The sequence below is a fragment of the Amycolatopsis sp. WAC 04182 genome (assembly GCF_003947465.1).
Taxonomy (GTDB): Bacteria; Actinomycetota; Actinomycetes; order Mycobacteriales; family Pseudonocardiaceae; genus Amycolatopsis.
Window position 1 is genome coordinate 995,003 of record NZ_QHJJ01000003.1, and the last position, 21,084, is coordinate 1,016,086.

Below are 21,084 nucleotides of genomic sequence, written 5' to 3' on the forward strand. Positions count from 1 at the left end.
CTTTCTACTCTCCCTTGAACTCGGGTGCGCGGCGCTCGAGGAAGGCCTGCACGGCTTCGCCGAGGTCCTTGCTGGGCAGGAACGCCGCGTTCCAGGCCGAGACGTAGCGCAGGCCGTCCGCGACCTGGCGTTCGGTGTTGGCCGACAGGACGTTCTTGGTGCCCTGCACGACCAGCGGCGGGTTCGCGGCGATCTCGGCCGCCAGCTTGCGGGCTTCGGCCAGCAGAGTGTCCTGATCCGCGTGGACGTCGTTGACCAGGCCGATCTTCTCGGCGCGGGCGGCGTCGATGTCCTTGCCGGTCAGGGCCAGTTCACGCAGGTGTCCCTCGCCGATGATCGGGGCGAGCCGCTGCAGGCTGCCGAGGTCGGCCACGATCGCGACCTTGACCTCGCGCACGCTGAACTTCGCGTCGGCGCTCGCCAGGCGGATGTCCGCGGCCGCGATCACGTCGACACCGCCACCGATGCACCAGCCGGAAATGGCCGCGATGACCGGTTTGCGGCATTCCGCGATCGAGGACACGCTCGCCTGGAGGGTCTTGACCTCGTCGAGGAACTTCGTCCGCGGGCCCGCGAGGGCGTCGCCGCCGAGCATTTCGCCCCAGCTCGGCATCATGGCGGGCAGATCGAGCCCATAGGAGAAGTGCTTGCCGCTTCCGGTCAGCACGACCGCCCTGACCTGCGGGTCCGCGTCGAGCGCACGGAAGACGATCGGCAGCTCTCGCCAGAAATCGGGGCCCATCGCGTTGCCCTTGGACGGACCGAGCAGCGTCACTTCGGCGACGTGCCCGTCGATGTCCACCTTGAGCGAAACGAGATCGGGAAGACTGTCAGCTGTAGCGGTCATGAGGTCATCTTGACTCATGTGATTGACCGGCTGCCAACGGCCACTGTGCCACGGTGGCCACGAGATGCTTTCCTAATACCGACGAGTACTACCGGTGAGTACCCGACGATCGACGAAGGACGGTGGGACATGAGCCCGGCCAGCAGCGCCACCGCGGTCGCCGACCTGCCCGCTCCGAGCACCGCGCGCGGGCGCGAACGATCCTCCCGGCCGATCGAGCTGTCAGGATCCTTCACCCATGAGGGTCACCGGCTCGCCTACACCGAGTTCGGCTCCGGTGACCGGGTGGTCGTCCTCACCCACGGCATCATGCTGACGAGGCGGATGCACGCCCCGCTCGCCCGCCGGCTGGCGCGGGCCGGTTTCCGCGCGGTCACCCTCGACCTGCTCGGTCACGGCGATTCCGACCGGCCCACCGACTCGTGGCTGTACTCGATGCCCGCGTTCGCGGAGCAGACCGTCGCGCTGCTCGACCACCTGGAGATCGACGCCGCCGTCATCGGCGGGACGTCACTGGGCGCCAACGTCGCACTCGAAGTGGGCGTCGCCGCTCCCGAGCGCGCGCTGGGCCTGGTCGTCGAGATGCCCGTGCTGGACAACGCGATCGTCGCCGGGCTGATCACGTTCGCGCCGCTGCTCATGGCCGCCCGGTTCCTGCCGGTGACCGTGCAGGGAGTGGCGCTGGCGGCGAAACTCGTGCCGCACGGCAACCAGTGGGTCGACGTCGTCACCGACACGCTGTCCCAGGAGCCCGCGCCGATGGCCGCGCTCCTGCACGGCGTGCTCTTCGGCCGGATCGCGCCGCCCAAGTCCATCCGGCGGAAGATCGAGACCGCGGCGCTGGTCATCGGGCACGAGCGCGACCCGATCCATCCCTTCGGCGACGCCGACACGCTGGCCGCGGACATGCCCGCGGCCGAGTTCGTCCAGGCCCGCAGCCCGGTCGAGTTGCGCTTCGACCCGACCCGCCTGACCGAAGCCATCGTGGACTTCTCCGCGCGCTGCCATGACCGCTGAGCCGGCCCCGACGCGGGCCGCGGCCGCCGAAGAACTGCGGACCGGGCGGCTGATCCTGCGCCGGCCTGGCCTCGAAGACCTCGATGCGATCTTCGCCCTCCATACCGATCCGGAAGCCTGCGCGCACAACCCTTCGGACCTGCTGGACACGCGCAAGGAGGCGGAGTTGCTGCTGCTCCGCTGGTCGCACCAATGGAATCGGTACGGCTTCGGGTACTGGACGGTCCGGCGGCACGACTCGGCGGAACCGCTGGGGTTCTGCGGGGTGAAGATCGTCGGTTTCCGGCGCCTGCCGGTCCTGAACCTCTTCTACCGCTTCTTCCCCTCGTCCTGGGGTTCCGGGTACGCCAGTGAGGCCGCTACCGCCGCGGTCGACTGGGCCCGTGTCCACCGGCCGGACGACCTCGTGATCGCCCGCGTCCGGCCGGAGAACGTGGCCTCACAGCGGGTGGCGCTGCGGGCCGGGCTGGTCCGGGCCGCCCACCTCGACACGTCCGGCGACGACGGGACCGACTGGTTCTACGTCTCGAACCCCGGTTACGAGGGCTGAGCCAGCCCCGCCACCGGGCCGAAGACGATCACCGCGGGCGGCCGGACCCCGGCTGCGGCGGCGTCTTCGACCACCTTGTCCAAAGTGGAGCGGAGAACCCGCTGCGTGCGCATGGTGCCGTCCTCGACGATCGCCACCGGCGTGTCGCCCGGCCGCCCCGCCTGGAGCGCCTTCGCGAACTGCGGGAGCCGCTCGACACCCATCATCAGCACGATCGTGCCGCGCATCTTCGCCAGCAGATCCCAGTCCACCAGCGACTTCTCGTCGTCCGGCGCGACGTGACCGGACACCACGACGACTTCGTGGGCGACGCCGCGGTGGGTCACCGGGACGTCCGCCGCGGCGGGGACGGAGAACGCGCTCGTGATGCCGGGGACCATCGTCACCGGGATGCCCGCTTCGGCGCAGGCGAGGACTTCTTCGAAGCCGCGGCCGAACAGGTACGGGTCGCCGCCCTTGAGCCGCACGACGAACTTGCCGGCCTTGGCCCGCTCGATCAGCGTGGAGTTGATCACTTCCTGGCTGGCGGCGCGGCCGTACGGGATCTTCGCGGCGTCGACGATCTCGACGTGGGGCGAGAGTTCGTCGAGCAGTTCGCGCGGGGCCAGCCGGTCGGCGACGACGACGTCGGCCCTGGCGAGGAGGCGGCGGCCGCGGACGGTGATCAGTTCCGGGTCGCCGGGGCCGCCGCCCACGAGGGCGACACCCGGGAGGTCGCCGTGGGCGTCCGGGACGCGGCCGTCGGCGACGGTGCCGGCGCGGAGGCCGTCGAGGATGCTGTCCCGGACGGTGGCCGACCGCAGCGGCTCGCCGCCGGAGAGCACGCCGACCAGCAGCCCACCGTGCCTGCCCGAGGCCGGGGTGACCGCGCTGCCGAGGTCCCCGTCGTCCGCGCGGACGCAGAACACCCGCGCGCGTTCGGCTTCGGCGCACACGGCGGCGTTGACCTCGGGATCGTTCGTGCACGCCAGCGCGTACCAGGCGTCGGCGAGGTCGCCCTCGGCGTAGCGGCGCTCGTGCCAGACGATCTCGCCTGCGTCGGCCATGGCGCTCACCGACGGCGTGGTGTGCGGCGAGACCAGTTCGACCCGCGCGCCGGCGCTGATCAACCGCGGCAGGCGGCGCTGGGCGACCGTCCCGCCACCGATCATCACGACACGACGGCCGGCCAGGTCGAGGCCGGAGAGGTAATGCGGGTCATCCATGCGGGGCAGTGTAAGGATTCAGCGCCCCGGACCGCGATCCGAGTGAGAACCGCCTCAGCTCTCCAGCAGCGCCAGCAGCTCGGTGTTGCCGAACATCCTGGCCGCCTCGATCGCCGACGGCTCCCCCGTCGTGGCGTCCGCGCCGCCCTTCAGGAGTGCCTTCACCACCTCGGGTTCGTTCTTGAACACCGCGCCCGCCAGCGGGCTCTGCCCACGATCGTTCTCGCGGTTCGGATCGGCGCCGCGTTCGATCAGGGCCGCGACGGTCTCGGCGTGACCGTGGTAGGCGGCGAGCATGACCAGCGTGTCGCCGCGGTCGTTGGTCAGGTTCGCCGGGATCCCGGCGTCGACGTACGCGACGATCTCGGCCGTCGCGCCCGAGCGGGCGAAGCCGAACACCTTGGCCCACAATTCCAGCAGTTCGGGATCGAATTCCTCGGCCTGTCCGGGGTTCTCCGTCATGGGGCCGATTCTTCCACGCCGAGCCGCGGTCCGGGCGCGTCTCGCACCGCCCGGACCGGTGGCGTCAGCGCCCCGCGTTGGGGTAGGGCAGCAACGCCATCTCGCGGGCGTTCTTGATCGCCGTGGCGACCTGTTTCTGCTGCTGGGGCGTCAGCCCGGTGACCCGGCGGGCACGGATCTTGCCGCGGTCGGAGATGAACTTCCGCAGCAGATCGACGTCCTTCCAGTCGACCTGGGTGATCTTGTTGGCGTGCAAGAGGTTCGTCTTGCGCTTGAAGGGACGGTCGCGGTTCGCCTTGCCCATCGCGCTCACCAGCTCGACTTCGTGACGCCGGGCAGTTCGCCGTTGTGCGCCATCTGCCGCATCCGGACCCTCGAGAGCCCGAACTTCCGCAGGTAGCCGCGTGGGCGGCCGTCGGCGGTGTCGCGGTTGCGGATGCGGGTCGCGCTGGCGTCGCGCGGCATCGCCTGGAGGGCCGACACGGCCGCCGCCTTCTCCTCGGGCGACGCGGAGGGCGAGGCGATGGTGGCCTTCAGCTCGCGCCGCCGTTCGACATAGCGGGCGGCGACGACCTTGCGCTGCTCGTTCTTGGCGATCTTCGACTTCTTGGCCATCAGCGCTCCTCCTTGAACTCGACGTGCTTGCGCGCGACCGGGTCGTATTTGCGCAGCACCATGCGGTCCGGGTCGTTCCGGCGGTTCTTCTTGGTGACGTACGTGTAGCCGGTGCCGGCGGTCGAGCGGAGCTTGATGATCGGCCGGATGTCGGTGCTCTTGGCCATCAGAGCTTCACCCCTTTCGCGCGGAGCTCGGCCACGACGGCCTCGATCCCGCGCTTGTCGATGGTCTTCATGCCCTTCACCGAGACCCGCAGGCGGACCCAGCGTCCTTCGCTCGGCACGAAGTACCGCTTGGCCTGCAGGTTCGGCTCCCAGCGCCGGGACGTGCGCCGATGCGAATGCGACACCTGCTTCCCGTAGCCCGGTTTGCGGCCGGTGACCTGGCACACGGCGGACATATACCCTCCCGAGTTGATATCGGTTGTCGTTTTCATTTACTCTACACAGCCGAACCAGAACGCCCTCGACGCCCCGGAGCTTCAGTGACCGACAACCCCCGCGTGCCCCTCGTCCTGATCAGTGGCCTCGCACCGGGACCGAACGCCGACCTCGCCGAGCGGCTGCGCCTCGCCGAGCCGGGCACCGCCGTCGTGCATCACGACCTGAGGCAGATTCACTCCGGAGTGGTCCGACGGCGGATCCGGCTCGGTGACCGCGACCAGCTGACCGTCCTCGAACTCGCGCACGGCTGCGTCTCGTGCACGTTGCGCGAGGATCTGCTGCCGCTGCTGCGCAAGCTCTCGCGGATGCCGCAGGTGCGGCGCATCGTGGTGCGGCTCGACGAGGCCATGGAGCCCGAGCCGGTCAGCTGGGCGCTGCACAACGTCCTCGTCGGCGACCGGCCGGTCATCGAGGACGTCGATCTCCGGGCGGTGCTGACCGTCGTCGACTGCGCGGCCTGGCTGGCCGACAGCACCGGCGACGACACGCTGGCCGAACGGAGCCTGCGGGCCAGCCCCGAGGACGAACGCACCGTCGCCCAGGTCGCGCTGTCCCAGGTCGAGTTCGCCGACCTGCTCGTCCTCGCCGGCGCGGCGACCGACGCGTGGTCCGCGGCGAAGGCTTCGGCCGTGCTCGACCGTGTCGCGCCGTCGATCCCACGGGTCGACCTGTCCTCTGTGGACGGGACGACGGTGCTCGACGCCGTCCCGTCCGACGCCCGGCGCGGCGAGGTCACCGACATGCACGGACCGCTGCTGCGCGGCCAGCCGCCGTTGCACACCGACTGCGGCATCGGGCTGCTCACCTTCACCTCGCAGCGCCCGTTCCACCCGGAGCGCCTCCACGACGCGATCGACGTCCTGCTCGACGGCGTCGTCCGCACCCGGGGGCGGCTCTGGGTCGCGAGCCAGCCCGACATGGCGCTGTGGATCGAGTCCGCGGGCGGCGGTCTCGGTGTCGGGCACGCCGGGCCGTGGCTCGCCGCCCCGGACGGACCGGACTGGGCCGACGTCTCCCCGGAACGCCGCACGCTGGCCTCCCTGCGCTGGGACCCGCTGTTCGGCGACCGCGCGCAGGAACTGGTCGTCGTCACCGATCAGGCCACCCCGGACGAGATCGAAGCCGCCCTGAACGGGGCGCTGCTGACCGACGAGGAACTCGACGCCGGCGAGCAGGAATGGCTCCGCTACCCGGATCCGTTCGGCGAGTGGCACGAAGAACCGTGTGAGGACACGGAAACCGACCCCGAAAAGCACGACGTGAACGCGTCGAACCGAAAGGACGAAACGCAGTGAAACCGGGAATCCACCCCGACTACCACCCCGTGGTGTTCAAGGACCTCTCCACCGGGGACGCCTTCCTGACGCGCTCCACCGCCACCTCGGACCAGACCATCGAGTGGAGCGACGGCAACACCTATCCGGTGGTGAACGTCGAGATCAGCTCGTGGTCGCACCCGTTCTGGACCGGCAACCAGCGGATCATGGACAGCGCCGGCCAGGTGGAGAAGTTCCACCGCCGCTACGGACGCCGCGGAGGGTCGAAGTAATGGCCGTCCCGAAGCGGAAGATGTCGCGCAGCAACACTCGGTCCCGGCGTTCGCAGTGGAAGGCGGCCGTGCCGGATCTGGTGCCGATCAAGGTGAACGGCGAGACGAAACTCGTGCCGCGCAAGCTGATGAAGCACTTTCACAAGGGCGGGGCGTGACGACGCCGGTCACGGTGCTGTCCGGATTCCTGGGAGCGGGCAAGACGACCGTGCTCAACCACGTCCTCGCCAACCGCGACGGGCTCCGGGTGGCGGTGATCGTGAACGACATGAGCGAGGTCAACATCGACGCCGCGCTGGTGCGGGACGGGAACAGCCTGTCCCGCACCGAGGAACGGCTCGTCGAGATGACCAACGGCTGCATCTGCTGCACCTTGCGCGACGACCTGCTGGAAGAGGTCTCGCGGCTGTGCGAGGACGGCCGGTTCGACTACCTGCTCATCGAATCGAGCGGGATCTCCGAGCCGATGCCCGTGGCGGCGACGTTCTCCTTTTTGGATTCCGCGCGGCTCGACACGATGGTGACCGTGGTCGACGCGGTGAACTTCGAGCGGGAACTGGCGGCCGGGGACGCGCTGACCGAACGCGGGCTGGACCAGTACGACGGGGACGAGCGGACGGTCAGCGACCTGCTGATGGATCAGATCGAGTTCGCGGACGTCCTCCTGCTGAACAAGGCGGACCTGGTCCCGGCCGTCTCCCTCGACCGGCTGACGGCGGTGCTGCGGCGGCTCAACCCGGCCGCCGACGTCGTCGTCTCGACACACGGCCGGATCCCGCTCGACCGGGTGCTCGGCACCGGGCGCTACGACGTCGAGAGGGCGCAGGAAGCACCTGGCTGGGTGGCGGAACTCAACGGCGATCACGTTCCGGAGACGGAGGAGTACGGGATCTCCAGCGTCGTCTTCCGCGCCTCGGCGGCTTTCGACGCCGAGCGGCTGTGGGACTTCGTCGGACGGCTCGATTCCGGGGAGTTCGGGACGGTCCTGCGGTCGAAGGGGTTCTTCTCGCTGGCGTCGCGGCCCGGGGTGACGGGGTTGTGGTCGCAGGCGGGTTCGGTCGCCCGGTTCGAGCCGCAGGGTGTCGAGGAGGCACCGCGGCAGGAACTCGTGTTCATCGGCGTGGGGCTGGAGGAAGACGCTCTGCTGGACTCGCTCCGGTCCTGCCTGGCCGCCGGTTCGGCGGGCGCGGATCCGTTTCCGGAGTGGGAAGCGGTGCACGTGCACTGAGTCGCGCGACGGGCGCCGGAGGGTGTCGCGAAAGCCACTTTCGAGACATCTGACGTCGCCAAAGTGGCTTTCGCGACCCGGGCGCTCCTCCGCAGACGTTGCGAAAGCCACTTTCGCAACACGGCACCTTCGCCCTAACCCCGGATAGACCACTCGCGGCAGACGAGGCTCTCAAGTACATGATGGCCCCCTTCCTTGCGCCTGGCGCAAGGAAGGGGGCCATCATGTACTTCGGGTCGCGAGGTCAGTGGTCGTCGTAGTGGTCCCCGTGCGCGGCGTGGCGGTGTCCGTCGTGCAGGTAGTCGACGTGGTCGCCGTGCGGCACCGCGACATGGCCGCAGCCCTCGCCGTGGGCGTGGTCGTGACCCTGGTGCGGGATGTGGTCGCCGGTCTCGCACTCGTCGAAATGCCCGTCGTGGACGCGGTGCAGGTGCCCGTCGTGCACGTAGTCGGTGTGGTCTCCGTGCGGTACGGCGACGTGGCCGCATCCTTCGCCGTGAGCGTGTGTATGGCCGGCGTGTTCGGTGTGCGCGGCGGTCATCACCGGGTCCTTCCTGATCGGAAATGCCTGATCAGGCGGACCGTAGCACCGGTCTACGGGCCCAGCAGCGCTCTCACCCGACCGAGTGCCCGCACCTGGTCGGCCCAGCGCGGACCCGCCAGCCCGACGACGATGTGGGCCGCTCCCGCCTCTCGGTACGCCGCCAGCCGTTCTGCGACGGCTTCGACAGAACCGGTCAGTGGCAAGGAAAGCGCCTGGTCGAGCGGCATCCCGTAGGCGTCGTTGATCCCTGTCGCCAGATCCGCCGCCGTCGGCAGGTCCGCGCCTTCGCCCAGCGCGCCGGTGGCGCCGACCGCGATCACCGGGTTCGCGACGCCGAGATCCGTCAGCCGTCGCCGTCCGTCGGCGACGGCGTCCGGCGGCAGGAGCGACGGAAACCATCCGGTGCCGTGCTCCGCGACGCGCTGGAGCACGAGCCGGCCCCGGTTGCCGACCCAGATCGGCGGGACCGCCACCGCCGGCGCCAATTCGACGACGGCGTCGCCGATCCGCGCCTCTTTGCCTGTCAGCAGATCCGGCAGCAAGCGAAGCGCCTGGTCGGTGCGCGGGCCGCGGTCGCCGAACGGCACCCCGGCCGCGGCGAACTGGGCTTCTCCCCCGCCCGAGCCGATGCCGAGGATCAGCCGCTCGCCCGACACCTGCTGCAGCGTGGCGATCTGCTTGGCCGCCCACGCCAGCGGCCGCATCGCCGGGACGAACACGCTCAGCCCGATCCGGATCCGGGTCGTGACCGCGGCGGCGACCGCCAGCCCGACCGTGCTGTCGAGCGAGGGACGGCCGGTCATCAGGTGGTCGCCGAGGAACACACTGTCGAGGCCCGCGTCCTCGGCCTGCCGGGCGGAGACACGCAGATCGTCGGACGGGAGGATCACACCCAGTTTCATGAGCTCATCGTGCGACCTCCACTCGACTGGAGGTCAAGGCGCGCATCACGTCAGGCGATGTGGCGGCGGTGCCCGGCCCAGAACGGCTCCCGGAGCGCCCGCTTGTCGACCTTGCCGATCGCCGTCAGCGGCAGCGCGTCGGCGAAGTCCACATCGGACGGTACGAAATGCTCCCGCCCGAAGAACTCCCTGGCCTGTGCCCGGACTTCTTCGGCCGACAGGGCTCCCGAGGCGACCACCACGGCGTGCACCCGCTCGCCCTCGCCGCCGTCGCCCGGCACCCCGAACACGGCCACGGAGCGGATCAGCGGATGCCGCGCGAGCGCGTTCTCGACCACGGTCGAGTACACCTTGGTGCCGTGCTCGCCGGTGATGATGACGTCGTTCGCGCGGTCCAGCAGGTAGAGGTACCCCTCGTCGTCGAACCGCCCGAGATCGCCGGTCCGCAGCCAGCCGTCGCCGATCGGCGGCGACCCGTGGTAACCGACCATCATGGACAGCCCGCGGACCAAGACCTCCCCGTCGTCGATTCTGGCCTCCATGCCCGGCACGATCCGGCCCACGGACTCGAGCCGATCCGGCCGCCCGTCGAGCTCCGCCGCGGAGATGCTCGCGATCATCGGCGCCTCGGTGAGCCCGTATCCCTGCCCGACCACGGGCCCGAACACCTCGAGCGCCCGAGCCAGCCGTCTCGGCGGGAGCGGCGCGGCACCCAGCGAAAGCTGCCGCACACTGCTGACGTCGGTCGACGTCAAGGCCGGATGGTCGAGTACCTCGGCCAGGCGCGCGGGTGTGAGGGACAACGTGGTGATCCGGTGTTCCGCGATCGCGTCGAGTACCGTGCCCGCGTCGAAACCCCGCAGCAGGACGACGCTCTCCCGCCGCAGGATCGCGCCCAGCACGGTGGCGTTGCCGGTCATATGCGTCATCGGCGCGATCAGCAGCGTGCGTCCCGGCCCCGCCGGGTCCGGCGCGAAGATATGCGCCATCCCGTCGTAGATCCCGCTATGCCGGATGAGTTTCGGCGCCCCGGTGGTACCGCCGGTGGGAAAGACGACGGTGACCGACTCCGGCAGCCCCGCCGGGTCGGCACCGTCGCGGTCGATCAGTTCGTCGAGTGCGATAACCCGTGCGTCGCCGGCGGGCCAGTCCGACGGCTGCTCGGTCACCAGGGTCGCGACCCCGGCCGCCTCGACAGCGGCGAGCCGATCCGGCGAACTCGCCGATGCGGCGACCAGCAGCACCGTCGAACCCCGCAGCTGCGCGGCGATCTGCAGGAGGACGGTTTCCGGCCGGTTGCCGGCATCGATGGCGACGACCCCGCGCTCCGGCAGGCCCGCGTACATCCTGCGTACCAGATCGAGCGCCTGCCCGTAGCCGGTCTCCACGCCGTCCTGGACGAACAGCACCTCGTCGCCCCCGGATCGCAGCGCGTCCAGCACCCGGGTCAAGAACAGACTCTCCACCGGCCGGACCCTAACCCAGGGTCAAGACCCCGAGCAGCAGCCACCGGCGGGAGCGGCACCCTCGTAGGCGTCGTGCCAGTCCCACCACTCGTAGGGCGGCGTCTGCGGATGGCCTTCCGGCGAGTCCTCCCACTCCTCCTGCCGTCCCAGCGCGGTGATGTCGAGGTAGCTCCAGGTGCCGCCCATCGCTTCATCGCCGCGGTTGTTGATGAAGTACGTCCGGAACACGTGGTCGCCTTCACGGATGAAGGCGTTGGTGCCATGCCACTCATCGACCCCGAAGTCGACGTCGAAGTCGCCGGTGATCGTGTACCACGGCATCGTCCAGCCCATCCGCGCCTTCATCCGCGCGATGTCCGGTTGCCCGCCCCGGGAGACGAAGGCCAGGGTGGTGTCGCGGGCGTTCAGATGCGCGACGTGCGCGACCTGGTCAGCCACCAGCGAGCAGCCTTTGCAGGCGTGGTCGGGGAAACCTTCCACCCCGGGATCGAAGAAGGCCCGGTAGACGATCAGCTGACGGCGTCCCTCGAACAGGTCGAGCAGGTTCACCGCGCCGGACGGCCCTTCGAACTCGTACGGCTTCTCGACCGCGAGCCACGGCATCCGCCGCCGCTCGGCCGCGAGCGCGTCGCGGGCCCGGGTCAGTTCCTTTTCCTTAACCAGCAACCGAAGGCGCGCTTCTTCCCATTCGGCCGCGGACACCGTGTTCATCCCGCCAGCTCCGCGGGCAGGACGCTTTGCCGGTTCGGCCGGCCTTCGCCGGTCATGATCAGCTCCCGCAGGCTGGTGCCGACGTAGAAGGTCCACGCCTTGTGGCAGACATCGAAGCATTCGTACTCCGGGACCAGCCCGTGATGGGTGAAGCGCGCTTCGGTCTTGCCGTCCTTCTCGGCGATCTCGAACGTGATCGTGGTGCCGACCCACTCCGTCTCGTCCCGGGTGAAGTCGAAGTGGTTCTCCAGGATCAGCCAGGAGACCTTACGGCCCGGCACGGACTCCGTGATCCGCACGCGGCAGCGGTGGAGCTCCTCGTAGTGGTACTCGAACTCGTCGCCGGAGTGCACGATCTCTTCCGACCACCACCCGCGGACGTCGTTGAATGCCTCGAAGACCTGGTGCGGTGTCCGGTCCACGGTGAAACTCGTCGTGAAGCTCATGATCTTCCCTCCAGATGCTCTTTGAGCGCCGCGAGGGGCCCGTCCCAATCACGGGCGAGCGCGGCGAGGAACTGCTGGGCGACCTGCATCGGCGCGGAGTTCAGCCGGTAGCGGACGCGCCGCCGCTCCCCTTGCTCCGGGATCACCAGCCCCGCGTCGGTGAGCAGGGCGAGGTGCTTGGCGATGGCCTGCCGCGTGATCGGCAGGCGGTCGGCGAGGTCGGTCGCCGTGGCCGGGCCGCCCGAGGCGAGGACGGCGAGAATGCTCCGCCTGCTCGGGTCGGCCAAGGCGACGAAGACCTGTTCGGCGGTCGTTTCGATGTCAGGCGGCATCGAGGTATTCGATCAGTTCGCCCAGCTCGGCCGCCCACCCCTTCGTGTTCCCTTCGAACGCGACCTGGTGGGCGTCGTCCGGCAGCTGGGAGAAGCCGGACTCGACGACGGTGAGCCGCGTGCCACCGCCGTTCGGGACCAGGGTGAACTCGACGTACGTGCGGCGCGGGTCTTCGTCGGGGAGACCGTAGATGTTCCAGGTGAAGCCGAAGACCTCCGGCTCTTCGACGCGCTCGACACGCATGTTCGCCTTGTGCCCCTCGTCCCATTTCATCTCGGCCGCACCACCGGGCCGCAGGTCGATGCTCGCCTGGTTCCCGAACCAGGTGCCCAGGCCCTCGGCCGTGGTCAGCGCGGTCCAGACCTTCGCGGGCGGGTGGGCGATCTCGACGGTGCGTTCGATCCGGTCGGGGAATCCCACGACGGCCTCCTCAAGTAGCAATCAGTTGGTTGCTATAACTTTGTATAGCAACCAACTGATTGCGTCAAGGGCGGATCAGGAAGCCGTGTACAGCGCGCCGAGGAATTCGAGCAACAACCGCTCCCGCAGCGGGCCGGGCGCCGTGGCCAGCAGGGCGTTGATCTCCGCCATCCGGGTGGGCAATCCGGCCGCACCGCCGAGACCCGCGGCCGCCAGCAGTCCGGCGAACTGCTCCGGCGTCAACGTCGCCGGGTCCAGCGCCGCGACGAACTCCGCCACCTGTGGGTCGACGACGACCGGCCCCGCTTCACGAGCGGCCACGACCGACGCCGCGAGACTTCCGAGGAACTCCTGTTCAAAACCCCGGTTCGCGGCCGTCACGGTCAGGTGCAGGTTCGCGGGCGACGCCCCGTGGGCGAACTGCGGCTGGACGTACCAGCCGCGCTCGCGCATCTCGTCCGCGACGGTGAACAGGTCGAACCCGGCATCGTCCGCCACGGTGAACGCGAGCAGGGTCGAGACCGGATCGCCGAGGACACGCAAGCCGTCCAGCACCTCGATCCCGGCGCGGATCTCGACGGCCGCGTCACGGGCCGCCGAAGCCAGCTTCGCGTAACCCTCGGCGCCGACGTGGCGCACGACCGCCCACGCCGCGGCGAGCGGGCCACCGGATCGTGTGCTCTGCAGCGTGGTGTTCAGCATCGTGTAGCCGGGCCAGTCCGCGCTGGCGAAGTAGTGCGGCCGGCGAAGGTCGGCGTTGGCGTGCAACAGAACCGACACGCCTTTCGGGCAGTAGGCGTACTTGTGCAGATCGACCGAGACGCTGGTGACGCCGGGGACGTCGAAGCCGAACGGGCCGAGCCCCAAGTACGGCAGCACCCAGCCGCCGATACAGGCGTCGACGTGGAACCGGACGCCGTCCAGCAACGCGGCGATCTCGGCGATCGGGTCGAGCACGCCGTGGGCGTACGACGGAGCGCTCGCGACGACGAGGACCGTGCTGTCGTCGACCGCGGCGGCCATCGCCTCGGGGACGGCGCGGAAGGTCACCGGATCGACCGGCACCGGAATCGCGCGGACACCGAAGAAATGCGCCGCCTTGTGGAACGCCGCGTGCGCGGTCGTGGGCAGCACGATATTCGGCGCGGACACGCCGGGACGACCGTCGCGGGCGGCCAGGACGGCGAGCATGCACGACTCCGTGCCGCCCGAGGTCACCGATCCGACCGTCTCCGCCGTCCCGCCCAGCAGCCGCGCTGCGGTACCGACGAGGTCGTTCTCCATTCGCAGCAGGCTCGGGAACGCCGTCGGGTCGAGACCGTTGGCCGACGACGCCAGCGCGTGCGCCGCCGCCCCGAGTTCGTCCACTTCGGACAGACCGCTGTCGTAGACGTACGCGAGCGTCCGGCCTCCGTGCGTCGGCAAGTCCCCCGCGCGCAGTTCCCGCAGCTCCCGCAGGACGTCCTCGGCGGTCACGCGCGGCGCTCCAGCACCGACCTGCGCAGCAGCGGGATGCCCAGCACGATCAGCACGGCCGGGAGGATCGACGCGCCGAGCAGGATCGCCGCGAGCGCGCTGTCCGGCTGCGCGACCTTGGCGTCGAGGCTGGACAGGTAGCCGCCGAACTGCAGCACCAGCCCCCAGAGCCCCGGTCCGAGCGCGAGCCCCAGCGTCTCCGACGCCGTCCAGACGCCCGCCGCGACCCCGGCCCTGGTCTCGCCGGTCCGCTCCTCCTCGTCGCTGATCAGGTCCGGCAGGATCGCCAGCGGGAACACCGAGATCCCCGCGTAGCCGACACCGCAGAAGGCGACGAACACCATCGTGACGGCGAACGGGAACACCTGGGCACCGAGCAGCCCCAGCAGACCGACGCCGAACGCGGCGGTGGCGATCCGGAATCCGGCCAGTTTCCCGACGCTCGCCCCGAGTCGCGGCCACAGCGGCATGGTCAGCAGTGCCGGGCCGACGAAACCGACGAACAGGACCGTCGAATAGCCCGAGCTGCCGAGGATCCGCTCGGCGAAGAACGGGATCGCGGCCAGCACCGTGCCGATGCCGAGGGCCTGGATGAAGTAGACGCCGAGCAGCCAGCGGAACGGCCGCCACTGCGCGAGTGTCCGGAGCAGTTCGCGCGGGCTCACCGTGTTCGGCCGCAGCGCGCCGACGGGTGCGTCCTTCAGCCCGAAGTACACGCCGAGGGTCGCGAGCAAAATGACCACGGCGATGAACAGGCCCATGACCCGATAGCCGGCGACGCCGCCGATGAGGTCGGTGATCGCGGGCGCGCCACCGCCGGAGACCAGGATGGCGACCGCGAGGAACCCGATCCGGACACTCGTCAGCTTCGTGCGTTCTTCCGCCGAATCGGTCAGCTCGGCGGGCAGTGCGTTGAACGGCACCTGGAAGAACGCGTACGCGGTGGCGCACAACAGGAACACGACGACGACGTAGATCGCGTCGGGCACCGGGCCGCCGAAGCCGGGATGCGCGAACAGGGCCGCGAAGAGGATCGAGACGCCGATCCCGCCGTAGAGCAGGAACCGGCGGCGGCTGCCGGTGCGGACCATGTCCGCGTCCGACAGCCTTCCCGCGATCGGGTTGAAGAGCACGTCCCACGCTTTGGGAACGAACACGATCAGGCCGGCCACGCCCGCCGCGACGCCCATCGTGTCGGTGAGGTATTTCAGGAGGAGCAGGCCGGGAACAGTGCCGAAGGCGCCGGTGACGAACGAGCCGAGCGAGTAGCGGTACCTCGTCCGTGCTGGCAGCGATGCCATGATCCTCCTCGAGGCGGTTCTCCCGATGAAGGCCTCAGTATTGGATCTTGGCCACCACCGGGTAGTGGTCGGAGGGAATCGTGCCACCGTCGTAATGCACGAGCTGTACCGGGCCGACAGCGGCGCGTGGACGGCCGCCCGCGTGCACGGCGCCGACGTAGTCCAGCGAGTCACGGTAGGTCACCGGAACGGACTTCGCCGCGTTCGGGTTCGTGGCCGCGTCGAAGGTGTACGCGCCTTCGCCCGTCGTGCGGAGGACGCCGTCGAGGATGGCCTCGCCCTGCTGGACCTGGGTCCGGCCGAGGGTGTCCTTGCGCGCTTGTCCCGCCCAGTACTCGATGTTCAGGTCGCCCGCGACGACGACCGGCTCACCGGCCGGCGCGTATTTCGTGACCAGGTCCCGGATCTCGCCCAGCTGCGCCATCCGGATCTCGTGCGCCTTCGGCAGTGTCTCCGGACCCTCGTCCGCCTGCATGTGCGTACCCGCGATCCACAGCGGTTTCCCGTTGACGACCAGGCGGGCGAGCGCGGCACCCTTGTTGGACAGGTAGTCCGCGGTGCCGGAGTAGGAATTGCGGAAGACCAGCTGGTGCTGCTCGGTCACCGGCGCCTTGCTGAGCACGGTGACCCCGCCGTTGACCACGATCGGGGAATTCGAGCAGTTCCCGTTCACCGTGGTCCAGCCGGGTGAGGTGCCGCAGTACTGGCCGACGAGCGGGGTCTGATGCGGCCAGACGTCCTTCAGCCGGTTCCGCAGTTCCTCCGCCTGGGCGCTGAAAGCCTCGTCCAGGACGACGACGTCGGCGTCGTTCGCGCGGATGACGTCCTCCGCCGCGCGAGCCCTGGCCTGTTTGTCCGCAGTGTTCGGACTGGCGATCCAGGGCAGCTGCCAGATGTTGAACGCCATGACCTTCACCGTGACCGCCGCCTGGGCGGGCACGGCGGTTCCGGCGAACATCGCGGCGGCGATGGCGAGTACGGCGAGCTTCCGCACGAAAGACCCTTTCGGTGTCAGGAGACGACGAATGTCCGCGAAGTCCCGCTGAACGCGGAGATCGCCCCGTTCCAGCCGTTCTTCCAGTTTCCGAAGTGGATCACGCGATATTTGCCGATCGGGGCGTTCGCGGGGATCTTCCAGTGGACGACGGCTTTCGATTCGGCGACGAACGTCCGCGCCCAGTGGTACTTCGTGTCCCAGTCGCCGTCGTCGGCGTGGCGGACCCATTTGCCATCGACCAGGCGCTGGATCTCCAGGAACGTGCCGCCGCGCCGGAGGTCGTTCTTCGGATGCCCGGTGACGAACTCGACCGCGACCTGCTCACCGCGCGCGTAGGTGCTCTTCGCGTCGACAAGGACGTCACCGAAGTTCTTGAACGCGGGCGGACTGTCGAAGACGACGCCGGGCTGGAAGTTGATCAGCTTGCCGCTCAGATCCCGCGGCGTCGGCCCGTGCGGCACCGCCGCCCCCGACTTCATCGCGGCCGCGAGTTTGGCGAATTCCTGCTGGTACGCCGGAAGCGTGTACCGGCCGTACAGCGTCGACGCGCCTTCGTACTGCTGCGAGTCGTATTCCTCGGGCGTGGTGACGTACTGGCTGTACGCGTTGGCGTACCCCTGGACGAGCACGTTCTCCAGCGGGACACCGAGTTCGGCGGCGACGGTCCGGCGCAGCCGCAATCCGGCGACGATGGTCAGCTCGGCGGGCACGGCCACGAGATGCAGCTGCCCGATCCGGACGAGCTGCAACGGCAGGACCTCCGGCGTCCACGGATACGGCTTCATCGCGCCGAACGGCACCGCGATCACCTTCGGCGCGTGCGCGTCGGCGAGGGCCTGCGGGATCGGCGCGTCGATGCCGCCGAGCCAGTCGATGAACGGGTTCTTCACGCCTTCCGGCAGCGGCAGACCGGGCCCGTCTTCGCGGCTGCCCGCCAGCATCGACACCCCGATCGCGGCCGTGCAGGTGCGCTGCGGCCGCCCGTTCGGGGTGTACTTCGCGTCGACGGCCACGTCGGACATGTCCACGTAGTACATCCGGTAGTCGACGCCGCCCGTCACGGCATCGGCGGCCGCGTCGAAGGCGCTCTTCGCCGCACGGAACTGGAGGTCGCCGATCGTGCGGGTGTTCTCGAACTCGGTTTCGGGCGTGCCGGGTTCGAGATTCAGGTTCGGGCTCATGTCGCCGGTGTTGGTCTGCGGGAACGCGGCGACGAACCGCGGGTTCCCGTCGAGGTATCGCACGCCGGCGTGGTCGTGCTCCCACTCGTAGGCGGCGTAACCCTTGTTGTCGCCGCTGATCAGGTGGTTGCCGTTGCTCATCGACGTCCCGTGCGTGGCGAACCAGCTGATCGCGCCGACGTCGACGCCGTTCTGGCTGAACCGCAGGACAGTGACGGCCGGGTCGATCGCCTGCGGGAAGTGGTCCTTGTCCTCCTGCGGGTTCAGGTCGAAAGCCTTGCGTGAGCGGTTGACGCTGGCCTTGGTCAGCTCGGCGCGCCCGAGCCGGATCGACCCTGGTGCGAGGTTCGCGTGCGCCCGGCTGATCGCTTCGAAGATCCCGTCGACGTGCGCGTCGTACACCTGTTGCTGGAAGCCGAGGATCGCCAGATCGTAAGCGGCGTAATGGGAATCCCCGCCGCACGCGGAGTGGGTGTGCGTGGCGTTGAGGAGGACGTTCTGCTCGGTGTACAGGTCGCCGTACGCGGCCTGGAGCTTGCGCAGCACGCCCTGATGGACGGACTGGAACAGCGCGCCGATGTCCGCGGTGACGAAGGCGATCCGCTTGGCACCGTCGTCGACCACGAAAGCGCGCGCCCGGGTGCGGAGATGGATGCCGGCGGTCTGCTGCTGCGGCATCGAGTAGCCCATCATGCCGTTCTCGGCTGCCGGGCCGGTGACGTCGGAGATGCCGACGCCGACGCGGAAAGCCCGTGATGGCGCCGCTTGCGCTTGCTGGGCGCCGAGCACGCTCGCCGCGACGGGCAACGCCGCCGCGCCCGCGAGAACCCGCCTCCGGCTCACCGTCATGAGTCGCACCTCCCGGCCACGAACATGAACCGACTTCATGTTCGTGGCCGGGACGCTACGTGATGGGCCTCACTGTCGCAACCCACGAAAGGCCGGGACCTTTCCGCATCGCCTGCGGCGAAGGGCGCTTTCACCACGTCGCACGCGGTGAAAGCGCCCTTCGTTCGTCAACCGCGAACCGGGCCGTCGAGCGCTGTGGTTCAAGGCGTGGTCGACCGAGGAGACGGCGTTGCGAAAGCCACTTTCGCAACGTTGAAGGTTGCGAAAGTGGCTTTCGCAACCTTCAACGGCGCCCCACTGTCTCAATGCATGAGGGCGAGTCCAGCTACGAGAGCGTCTCCGCGACCTTCGTGAGCGTCGCGGCATCCCCCCGCAAAAGCAGCGTGGTCACCACGGTCTCGTCCCACGCGGCGAGTTCGTCACGGATCTTTTCCGCGGGCCCGATCAGCGAGGTGTCCTCGACGAGCGACGTCGGGATCGCGGCGGTCGCCTCGTCCTTGCGGCCGGCCAGGTACAGCTCCTGCACCTTGTCGGCGACGTCCTCGTACCCCATCCGAGCGAAGACGTCGTGGTGGAAGTTGACCGATTTCGCGCCCATGCCACCGATGTACAGCGCGAGCGACGGCTTGATCCAGCTCGCGGCCTCCTCGACATCGTCGTGGACGAGCACCGGCACGGACGCGGCGACCTCGAAGTCGTCGAAACCGTGCCGGGCGCCAGGACGCGAGAAACCCTCCTGCAGCGCCGTCCGATAGAAGGCGTCACTCTTGGGCGAGAAGAACAACGGGAGCCAGCCGTCGCAGATCTCCGCCGACAGCGCCACGTTCTTCGGCCCCTCCGCGGCGAGGAAGATCGGGATCTCCTTGCGGAAGGGGTGCACTGTGGACTTCAGCGGCTTGCCGAGCCCGGTCCCGCCTTGCAGTGGCAGCTGGAAATGCTGCCCGTCGTGGGTCACCGGCGCCTCGCGCGCGACGACCTTCCGCACGATGTCGACGTATTCGCGGGTGCGGGCGAGCGGCTTCGGATAGGGCTGCCCATACCAGCCTTCGACCACCTGCGGCCCGGACGCGCCGAGCCCGAGCACGAACCGTCCACCGGACAGGTGATCCAGCGTCAGCGCGTGCATGGCCGTCGCGGTCGGGGTGCGCGCCGACATCTGGACGATGTTGGTGCCGAGCTTGATCCGGCTGGTCGACGCGCCCCACCAGGCGAGCGGGGTGAACGCGTCCGAGCCGTAGCCCTCGGCGGTCCACACGGAATCGAAGCCGAGTTCTTCGGCCCGCAAGACCGCGTCCAGCGCGCCCTCCGGCGGGCCGGACGACCAGTAACCGAGGTGGTAACCCAGCTTCATCGAGGCTCCTAGTCAGTGTCCGTACTCGAGGAAAGGAGTGATCGTGAATGGCTCTTGTCGGGCCCAGGCAGGTCCCCAATGTGGCATTGGAGACGCTCAGTGTCCCCAATGCCACATTGGGGACCCTGAGCGCGGCGACGTGAGCCGCCGGTGCCGGGTTCCCGCCTTCGACTCGATGCCCACTCACCGAACTTCATCGAAGCTCCTAGTCAGACGTTCGGTGAGTAGTGCTCGGGTTTGCCCCGCTCCGAAAGCGGCGGAAGGTTCCTCGCGGGAGTCTCGACCAACGGCGCGTCCGGAGCCAGTTCGCCGCGCTCCCGGCGCCAGCCCGCCCTGGCCCGCGGGTGATAGCGGCGGTCACGCGGGACCAGCTTGAACACCGCGTTGATCAGCTTCCCGATCCGGCGATGGCGTCGCTCGTCGCGTTCGGTCCAGGTGTAGCCGAGCCGCTCGCGGATCGGCGGGTCGTACAGGCCGACCGTCAGCCAGACGAAGTTCCGCGCCACGTGCCCGCGGACGAGTTTCCAGGCGAAGTCCGGCAGCCACGGGAGGAAATTCGGCTTCGGGAGGTCCTTGATGTCGAGGACGTCGCGCGTGGCCTTGTTGTCCTCCAGCACGTCCTCGCACATCCGCTTCCAGTACAGCTGGAAGTCCTCCCACGACTCCGGCACCGGGCGCATGCTCATGCCGTACATCTCGTACCACTGGACGTGCTCCTCGAACAGCTTCCGCCTCTCGGCCTCGCCGATCCCGCCGCAGAAGTTGTCGGCGATGAGGATCGCGCTCACGAAGAAGGTCGAATGCGCCCAGTAGAACGTCTCCGGATTGAGCGCGTGATACCGCCGCCCGTGTTTGTCGAGACCCTTGATCCGATCGTGGTAGCCGCGCACCTCCAGCGCGGTCTGCCGGGCGCGCGGGCCGTCGTAGATCACTCCCCCGATCGGGTACAGCGAGCGGAACAGACGCTGCCAGCGCTCCTCGAAGAACCGCGAGTGCTCCTCGACTCCCGCGCCCAGCTCGGGGTGCATGTTCTGCATGGATCCGGCCCAGAGCGCGATGAGCAGCCCGCGCCAGTCGCCGAAGTACTTCCAGGTCAGCGAATCCGGTCCGAGCGGCCGCGGCTGTGTCATCCCCGGTCTCCTCACTGAGCTGGTTAAATTGACCACAACTGTTGTCAGGTTAAAGTTG

At 69.2% G+C, this 21,084-nt stretch carries 26 protein-coding genes; 6 read left to right on the plus strand and 20 right to left on the minus strand.

Annotated elements, in window-relative coordinates; translation table 11 throughout:
* Nucleotides 1-4: 4 nt before the first annotated feature.
* Nucleotides 5-847, minus strand: a complete 843-nt coding sequence (locus tag DMH01_RS18400) for a crotonase/enoyl-CoA hydratase family protein (protein ID WP_125678311.1) — start codon at nucleotides 845-847, stop codon at nucleotides 5-7.
* A 129-nt stretch (nucleotides 848-976) separates the two neighbouring features.
* On the opposite strand from DMH01_RS18400, the gene DMH01_RS18405 reads away from it, so the two are divergent.
* Together DMH01_RS18405 and DMH01_RS18410 are read left to right on the plus strand one after the other, a co-directional pair.
* Nucleotides 977-1,864: an alpha/beta fold hydrolase gene (locus tag DMH01_RS18405; RefSeq protein WP_199745528.1), complete on the plus strand. Its 888-nt coding sequence runs from the start codon at nucleotides 977-979 to the stop codon at nucleotides 1,862-1,864.
* Complete coding sequence (locus tag DMH01_RS18410) at nucleotides 1,854-2,414, plus strand: GNAT family N-acetyltransferase (protein ID WP_125678313.1); 561 nt, start codon at nucleotides 1,854-1,856, stop codon at nucleotides 2,412-2,414. Before DMH01_RS18405 ends, DMH01_RS18410 begins: the two co-directional genes overlap by 11 nt.
* Here the strand turns inward: DMH01_RS18410 and cobA are convergent.
* The 6 genes from cobA to rpmB all read right to left on the minus strand — a co-directional run bounded on the left by cobA (nucleotide 2,402) and on the right by rpmB (nucleotide 5,099).
* Nucleotides 2,402-3,619 carry a uroporphyrinogen-III C-methyltransferase gene (gene cobA, locus DMH01_RS18415; RefSeq protein WP_125678315.1) on the minus strand — a complete coding sequence of 406 codons (1,218 nt, stop codon included), beginning with the start codon at nucleotides 3,617-3,619 and terminating at the stop codon, nucleotides 2,402-2,404. The genes DMH01_RS18410 and cobA overlap by 13 nt on opposite strands.
* A gap of 54 nt (nucleotides 3,620-3,673) precedes the next feature.
* On the minus strand, nucleotides 3,674-4,081 hold the full coding sequence (locus tag DMH01_RS18420; RefSeq protein ID WP_125678317.1) for an ankyrin repeat domain-containing protein: 408 nt from the start codon (nucleotides 4,079-4,081) through the stop codon (nucleotides 3,674-3,676).
* Nucleotides 4,082-4,145: 64 nt separating this feature from the next.
* Nucleotides 4,146-4,394 carry a 30S ribosomal protein S18 gene (rpsR, locus tag DMH01_RS18425; protein ID WP_125678319.1) on the minus strand — a complete coding sequence of 83 codons (249 nt, stop codon included), beginning with the start codon at nucleotides 4,392-4,394 and terminating at the stop codon, nucleotides 4,146-4,148.
* On the minus strand, nucleotides 4,391-4,696 hold the full coding sequence (gene rpsN, locus DMH01_RS18430) for a 30S ribosomal protein S14 (protein ID WP_125678321.1): 306 nt from the start codon (nucleotides 4,694-4,696) through the stop codon (nucleotides 4,391-4,393). Before rpsN ends, rpsR begins: the two co-directional genes overlap by 4 nt.
* Entirely contained in the window at nucleotides 4,696-4,863 is a 168-nt protein-coding gene (gene rpmG / locus DMH01_RS18435) for a 50S ribosomal protein L33 (RefSeq protein ID WP_005149953.1), read from the minus strand. Before rpmG ends, rpsN begins: the two co-directional genes overlap by 1 nt.
* Nucleotides 4,863-5,099 (minus strand): 50S ribosomal protein L28, encoded by a 237-nt coding sequence (gene rpmB / locus DMH01_RS18440; RefSeq protein ID WP_005149951.1) that lies wholly within the window; start codon nucleotides 5,097-5,099, stop codon nucleotides 4,863-4,865. The genes rpmG and rpmB overlap by 1 nt, the downstream gene beginning before the upstream one ends.
* 84 nt (nucleotides 5,100-5,183) lie before the next feature.
* Here rpmB and mrf point away from each other — a divergent pair, with 84 nt between their 5' ends.
* From mrf to DMH01_RS18460, 4 genes are read left to right on the plus strand one after another with little or no spacing between them, the layout of a single operon-like run.
* The gene (mrf, locus tag DMH01_RS18445; RefSeq protein WP_125678323.1) at nucleotides 5,184-6,437 is read left to right on the plus strand and encodes a ribosome hibernation factor-recruiting GTPase MRF; all 1,254 of its coding nucleotides are present in this window, start codon (nucleotides 5,184-5,186) and stop codon (nucleotides 6,435-6,437) included.
* On the plus strand, nucleotides 6,434-6,691 hold the full coding sequence (locus tag DMH01_RS18450; protein WP_007032638.1) for a type B 50S ribosomal protein L31: 258 nt from the start codon (nucleotides 6,434-6,436) through the stop codon (nucleotides 6,689-6,691). The genes mrf and DMH01_RS18450 overlap by 4 nt, the downstream gene beginning before the upstream one ends.
* Nucleotides 6,691-6,849, plus strand: coding sequence for a 50S ribosomal protein L32 (gene rpmF, locus DMH01_RS18455; RefSeq protein ID WP_125678325.1), 159 nt, complete (start codon nucleotides 6,691-6,693; stop codon nucleotides 6,847-6,849). The genes DMH01_RS18450 and rpmF overlap by 1 nt, the downstream gene beginning before the upstream one ends.
* Nucleotides 6,846-7,919: a GTP-binding protein gene (locus DMH01_RS18460; protein WP_125678327.1), complete on the plus strand. Its 1,074-nt coding sequence runs from the start codon at nucleotides 6,846-6,848 to the stop codon at nucleotides 7,917-7,919. Before rpmF ends, DMH01_RS18460 begins: the two co-directional genes overlap by 4 nt.
* A gap of 244 nt (nucleotides 7,920-8,163) precedes the next feature.
* On the opposite strand, the gene DMH01_RS18465 is transcribed toward DMH01_RS18460, so the two are convergent.
* The 13 genes from DMH01_RS18465 to DMH01_RS18525 form a co-directional block, all read right to left on the minus strand.
* A complete protein-coding gene (locus DMH01_RS18465; protein ID WP_125678329.1) occupies nucleotides 8,164-8,460 on the minus strand; it encodes a hypothetical protein in 297 nt (98 codons plus the stop codon).
* A gap of 53 nt (nucleotides 8,461-8,513) precedes the next feature.
* Nucleotides 8,514-9,365 carry an LLM class flavin-dependent oxidoreductase gene (locus DMH01_RS18470; RefSeq protein ID WP_125678331.1) on the minus strand — a complete coding sequence of 284 codons (852 nt, stop codon included), beginning with the start codon at nucleotides 9,363-9,365 and terminating at the stop codon, nucleotides 8,514-8,516.
* A gap of 50 nt (nucleotides 9,366-9,415) precedes the next feature.
* Nucleotides 9,416-10,831: a class I adenylate-forming enzyme family protein gene (locus DMH01_RS18475; RefSeq protein WP_125678333.1), complete on the minus strand. Its 1,416-nt coding sequence runs from the start codon at nucleotides 10,829-10,831 to the stop codon at nucleotides 9,416-9,418.
* Nucleotides 10,832-10,852: 21 nt separating this feature from the next.
* Nucleotides 10,853-11,542 (minus strand): DUF899 domain-containing protein, encoded by a 690-nt coding sequence (locus tag DMH01_RS18480; protein WP_125678335.1) that lies wholly within the window; start codon nucleotides 11,540-11,542, stop codon nucleotides 10,853-10,855.
* Nucleotides 11,539-11,988: an SRPBCC domain-containing protein gene (locus DMH01_RS18485; protein ID WP_125678337.1), complete on the minus strand. Its 450-nt coding sequence runs from the start codon at nucleotides 11,986-11,988 to the stop codon at nucleotides 11,539-11,541. The genes DMH01_RS18480 and DMH01_RS18485 overlap by 4 nt, the downstream gene beginning before the upstream one ends.
* Complete coding sequence (locus DMH01_RS18490; RefSeq protein ID WP_125678339.1) at nucleotides 11,985-12,320, minus strand: helix-turn-helix transcriptional regulator; 336 nt, start codon at nucleotides 12,318-12,320, stop codon at nucleotides 11,985-11,987. The genes DMH01_RS18485 and DMH01_RS18490 overlap by 4 nt, the downstream gene beginning before the upstream one ends.
* A complete protein-coding gene (locus DMH01_RS18495) occupies nucleotides 12,310-12,741 on the minus strand; it encodes an SRPBCC domain-containing protein (RefSeq protein ID WP_125678341.1) in 432 nt (143 codons plus the stop codon). Before DMH01_RS18495 ends, DMH01_RS18490 begins: the two co-directional genes overlap by 11 nt.
* A gap of 75 nt (nucleotides 12,742-12,816) precedes the next feature.
* Nucleotides 12,817-14,217, minus strand: coding sequence for an aminotransferase class V-fold PLP-dependent enzyme (locus DMH01_RS18500; RefSeq protein ID WP_125678343.1), 1,401 nt, complete (start codon nucleotides 14,215-14,217; stop codon nucleotides 12,817-12,819).
* Nucleotides 14,214-15,518: an MFS transporter gene (locus tag DMH01_RS18505; protein WP_125678345.1), complete on the minus strand. Its 1,305-nt coding sequence runs from the start codon at nucleotides 15,516-15,518 to the stop codon at nucleotides 14,214-14,216. The genes DMH01_RS18500 and DMH01_RS18505 overlap by 4 nt, the downstream gene beginning before the upstream one ends.
* 34 nt (nucleotides 15,519-15,552) lie before the next feature.
* Nucleotides 15,553-16,512, minus strand: a complete 960-nt coding sequence (locus DMH01_RS18510) for a sphingomyelin phosphodiesterase (protein WP_125678347.1) — start codon at nucleotides 16,510-16,512, stop codon at nucleotides 15,553-15,555.
* Nucleotides 16,513-16,529: 17 nt separating this feature from the next.
* Nucleotides 16,530-18,545 (minus strand): neutral/alkaline ceramidase, encoded by a 2,016-nt coding sequence (locus DMH01_RS18515; RefSeq protein WP_125678349.1) that lies wholly within the window; start codon nucleotides 18,543-18,545, stop codon nucleotides 16,530-16,532.
* Nucleotides 18,546-18,870: 325 nt separating this feature from the next.
* A complete protein-coding gene (locus DMH01_RS18520; protein ID WP_125678351.1) occupies nucleotides 18,871-19,896 on the minus strand; it encodes an LLM class F420-dependent oxidoreductase in 1,026 nt (341 codons plus the stop codon).
* Between the two features lie 209 nt (nucleotides 19,897-20,105).
* Nucleotides 20,106-21,026 (minus strand): oxygenase MpaB family protein, encoded by a 921-nt coding sequence (locus tag DMH01_RS18525; RefSeq protein ID WP_125678353.1) that lies wholly within the window; start codon nucleotides 21,024-21,026, stop codon nucleotides 20,106-20,108.
* Between the last annotated feature and the right edge of the window lie 58 nt (nucleotides 21,027-21,084).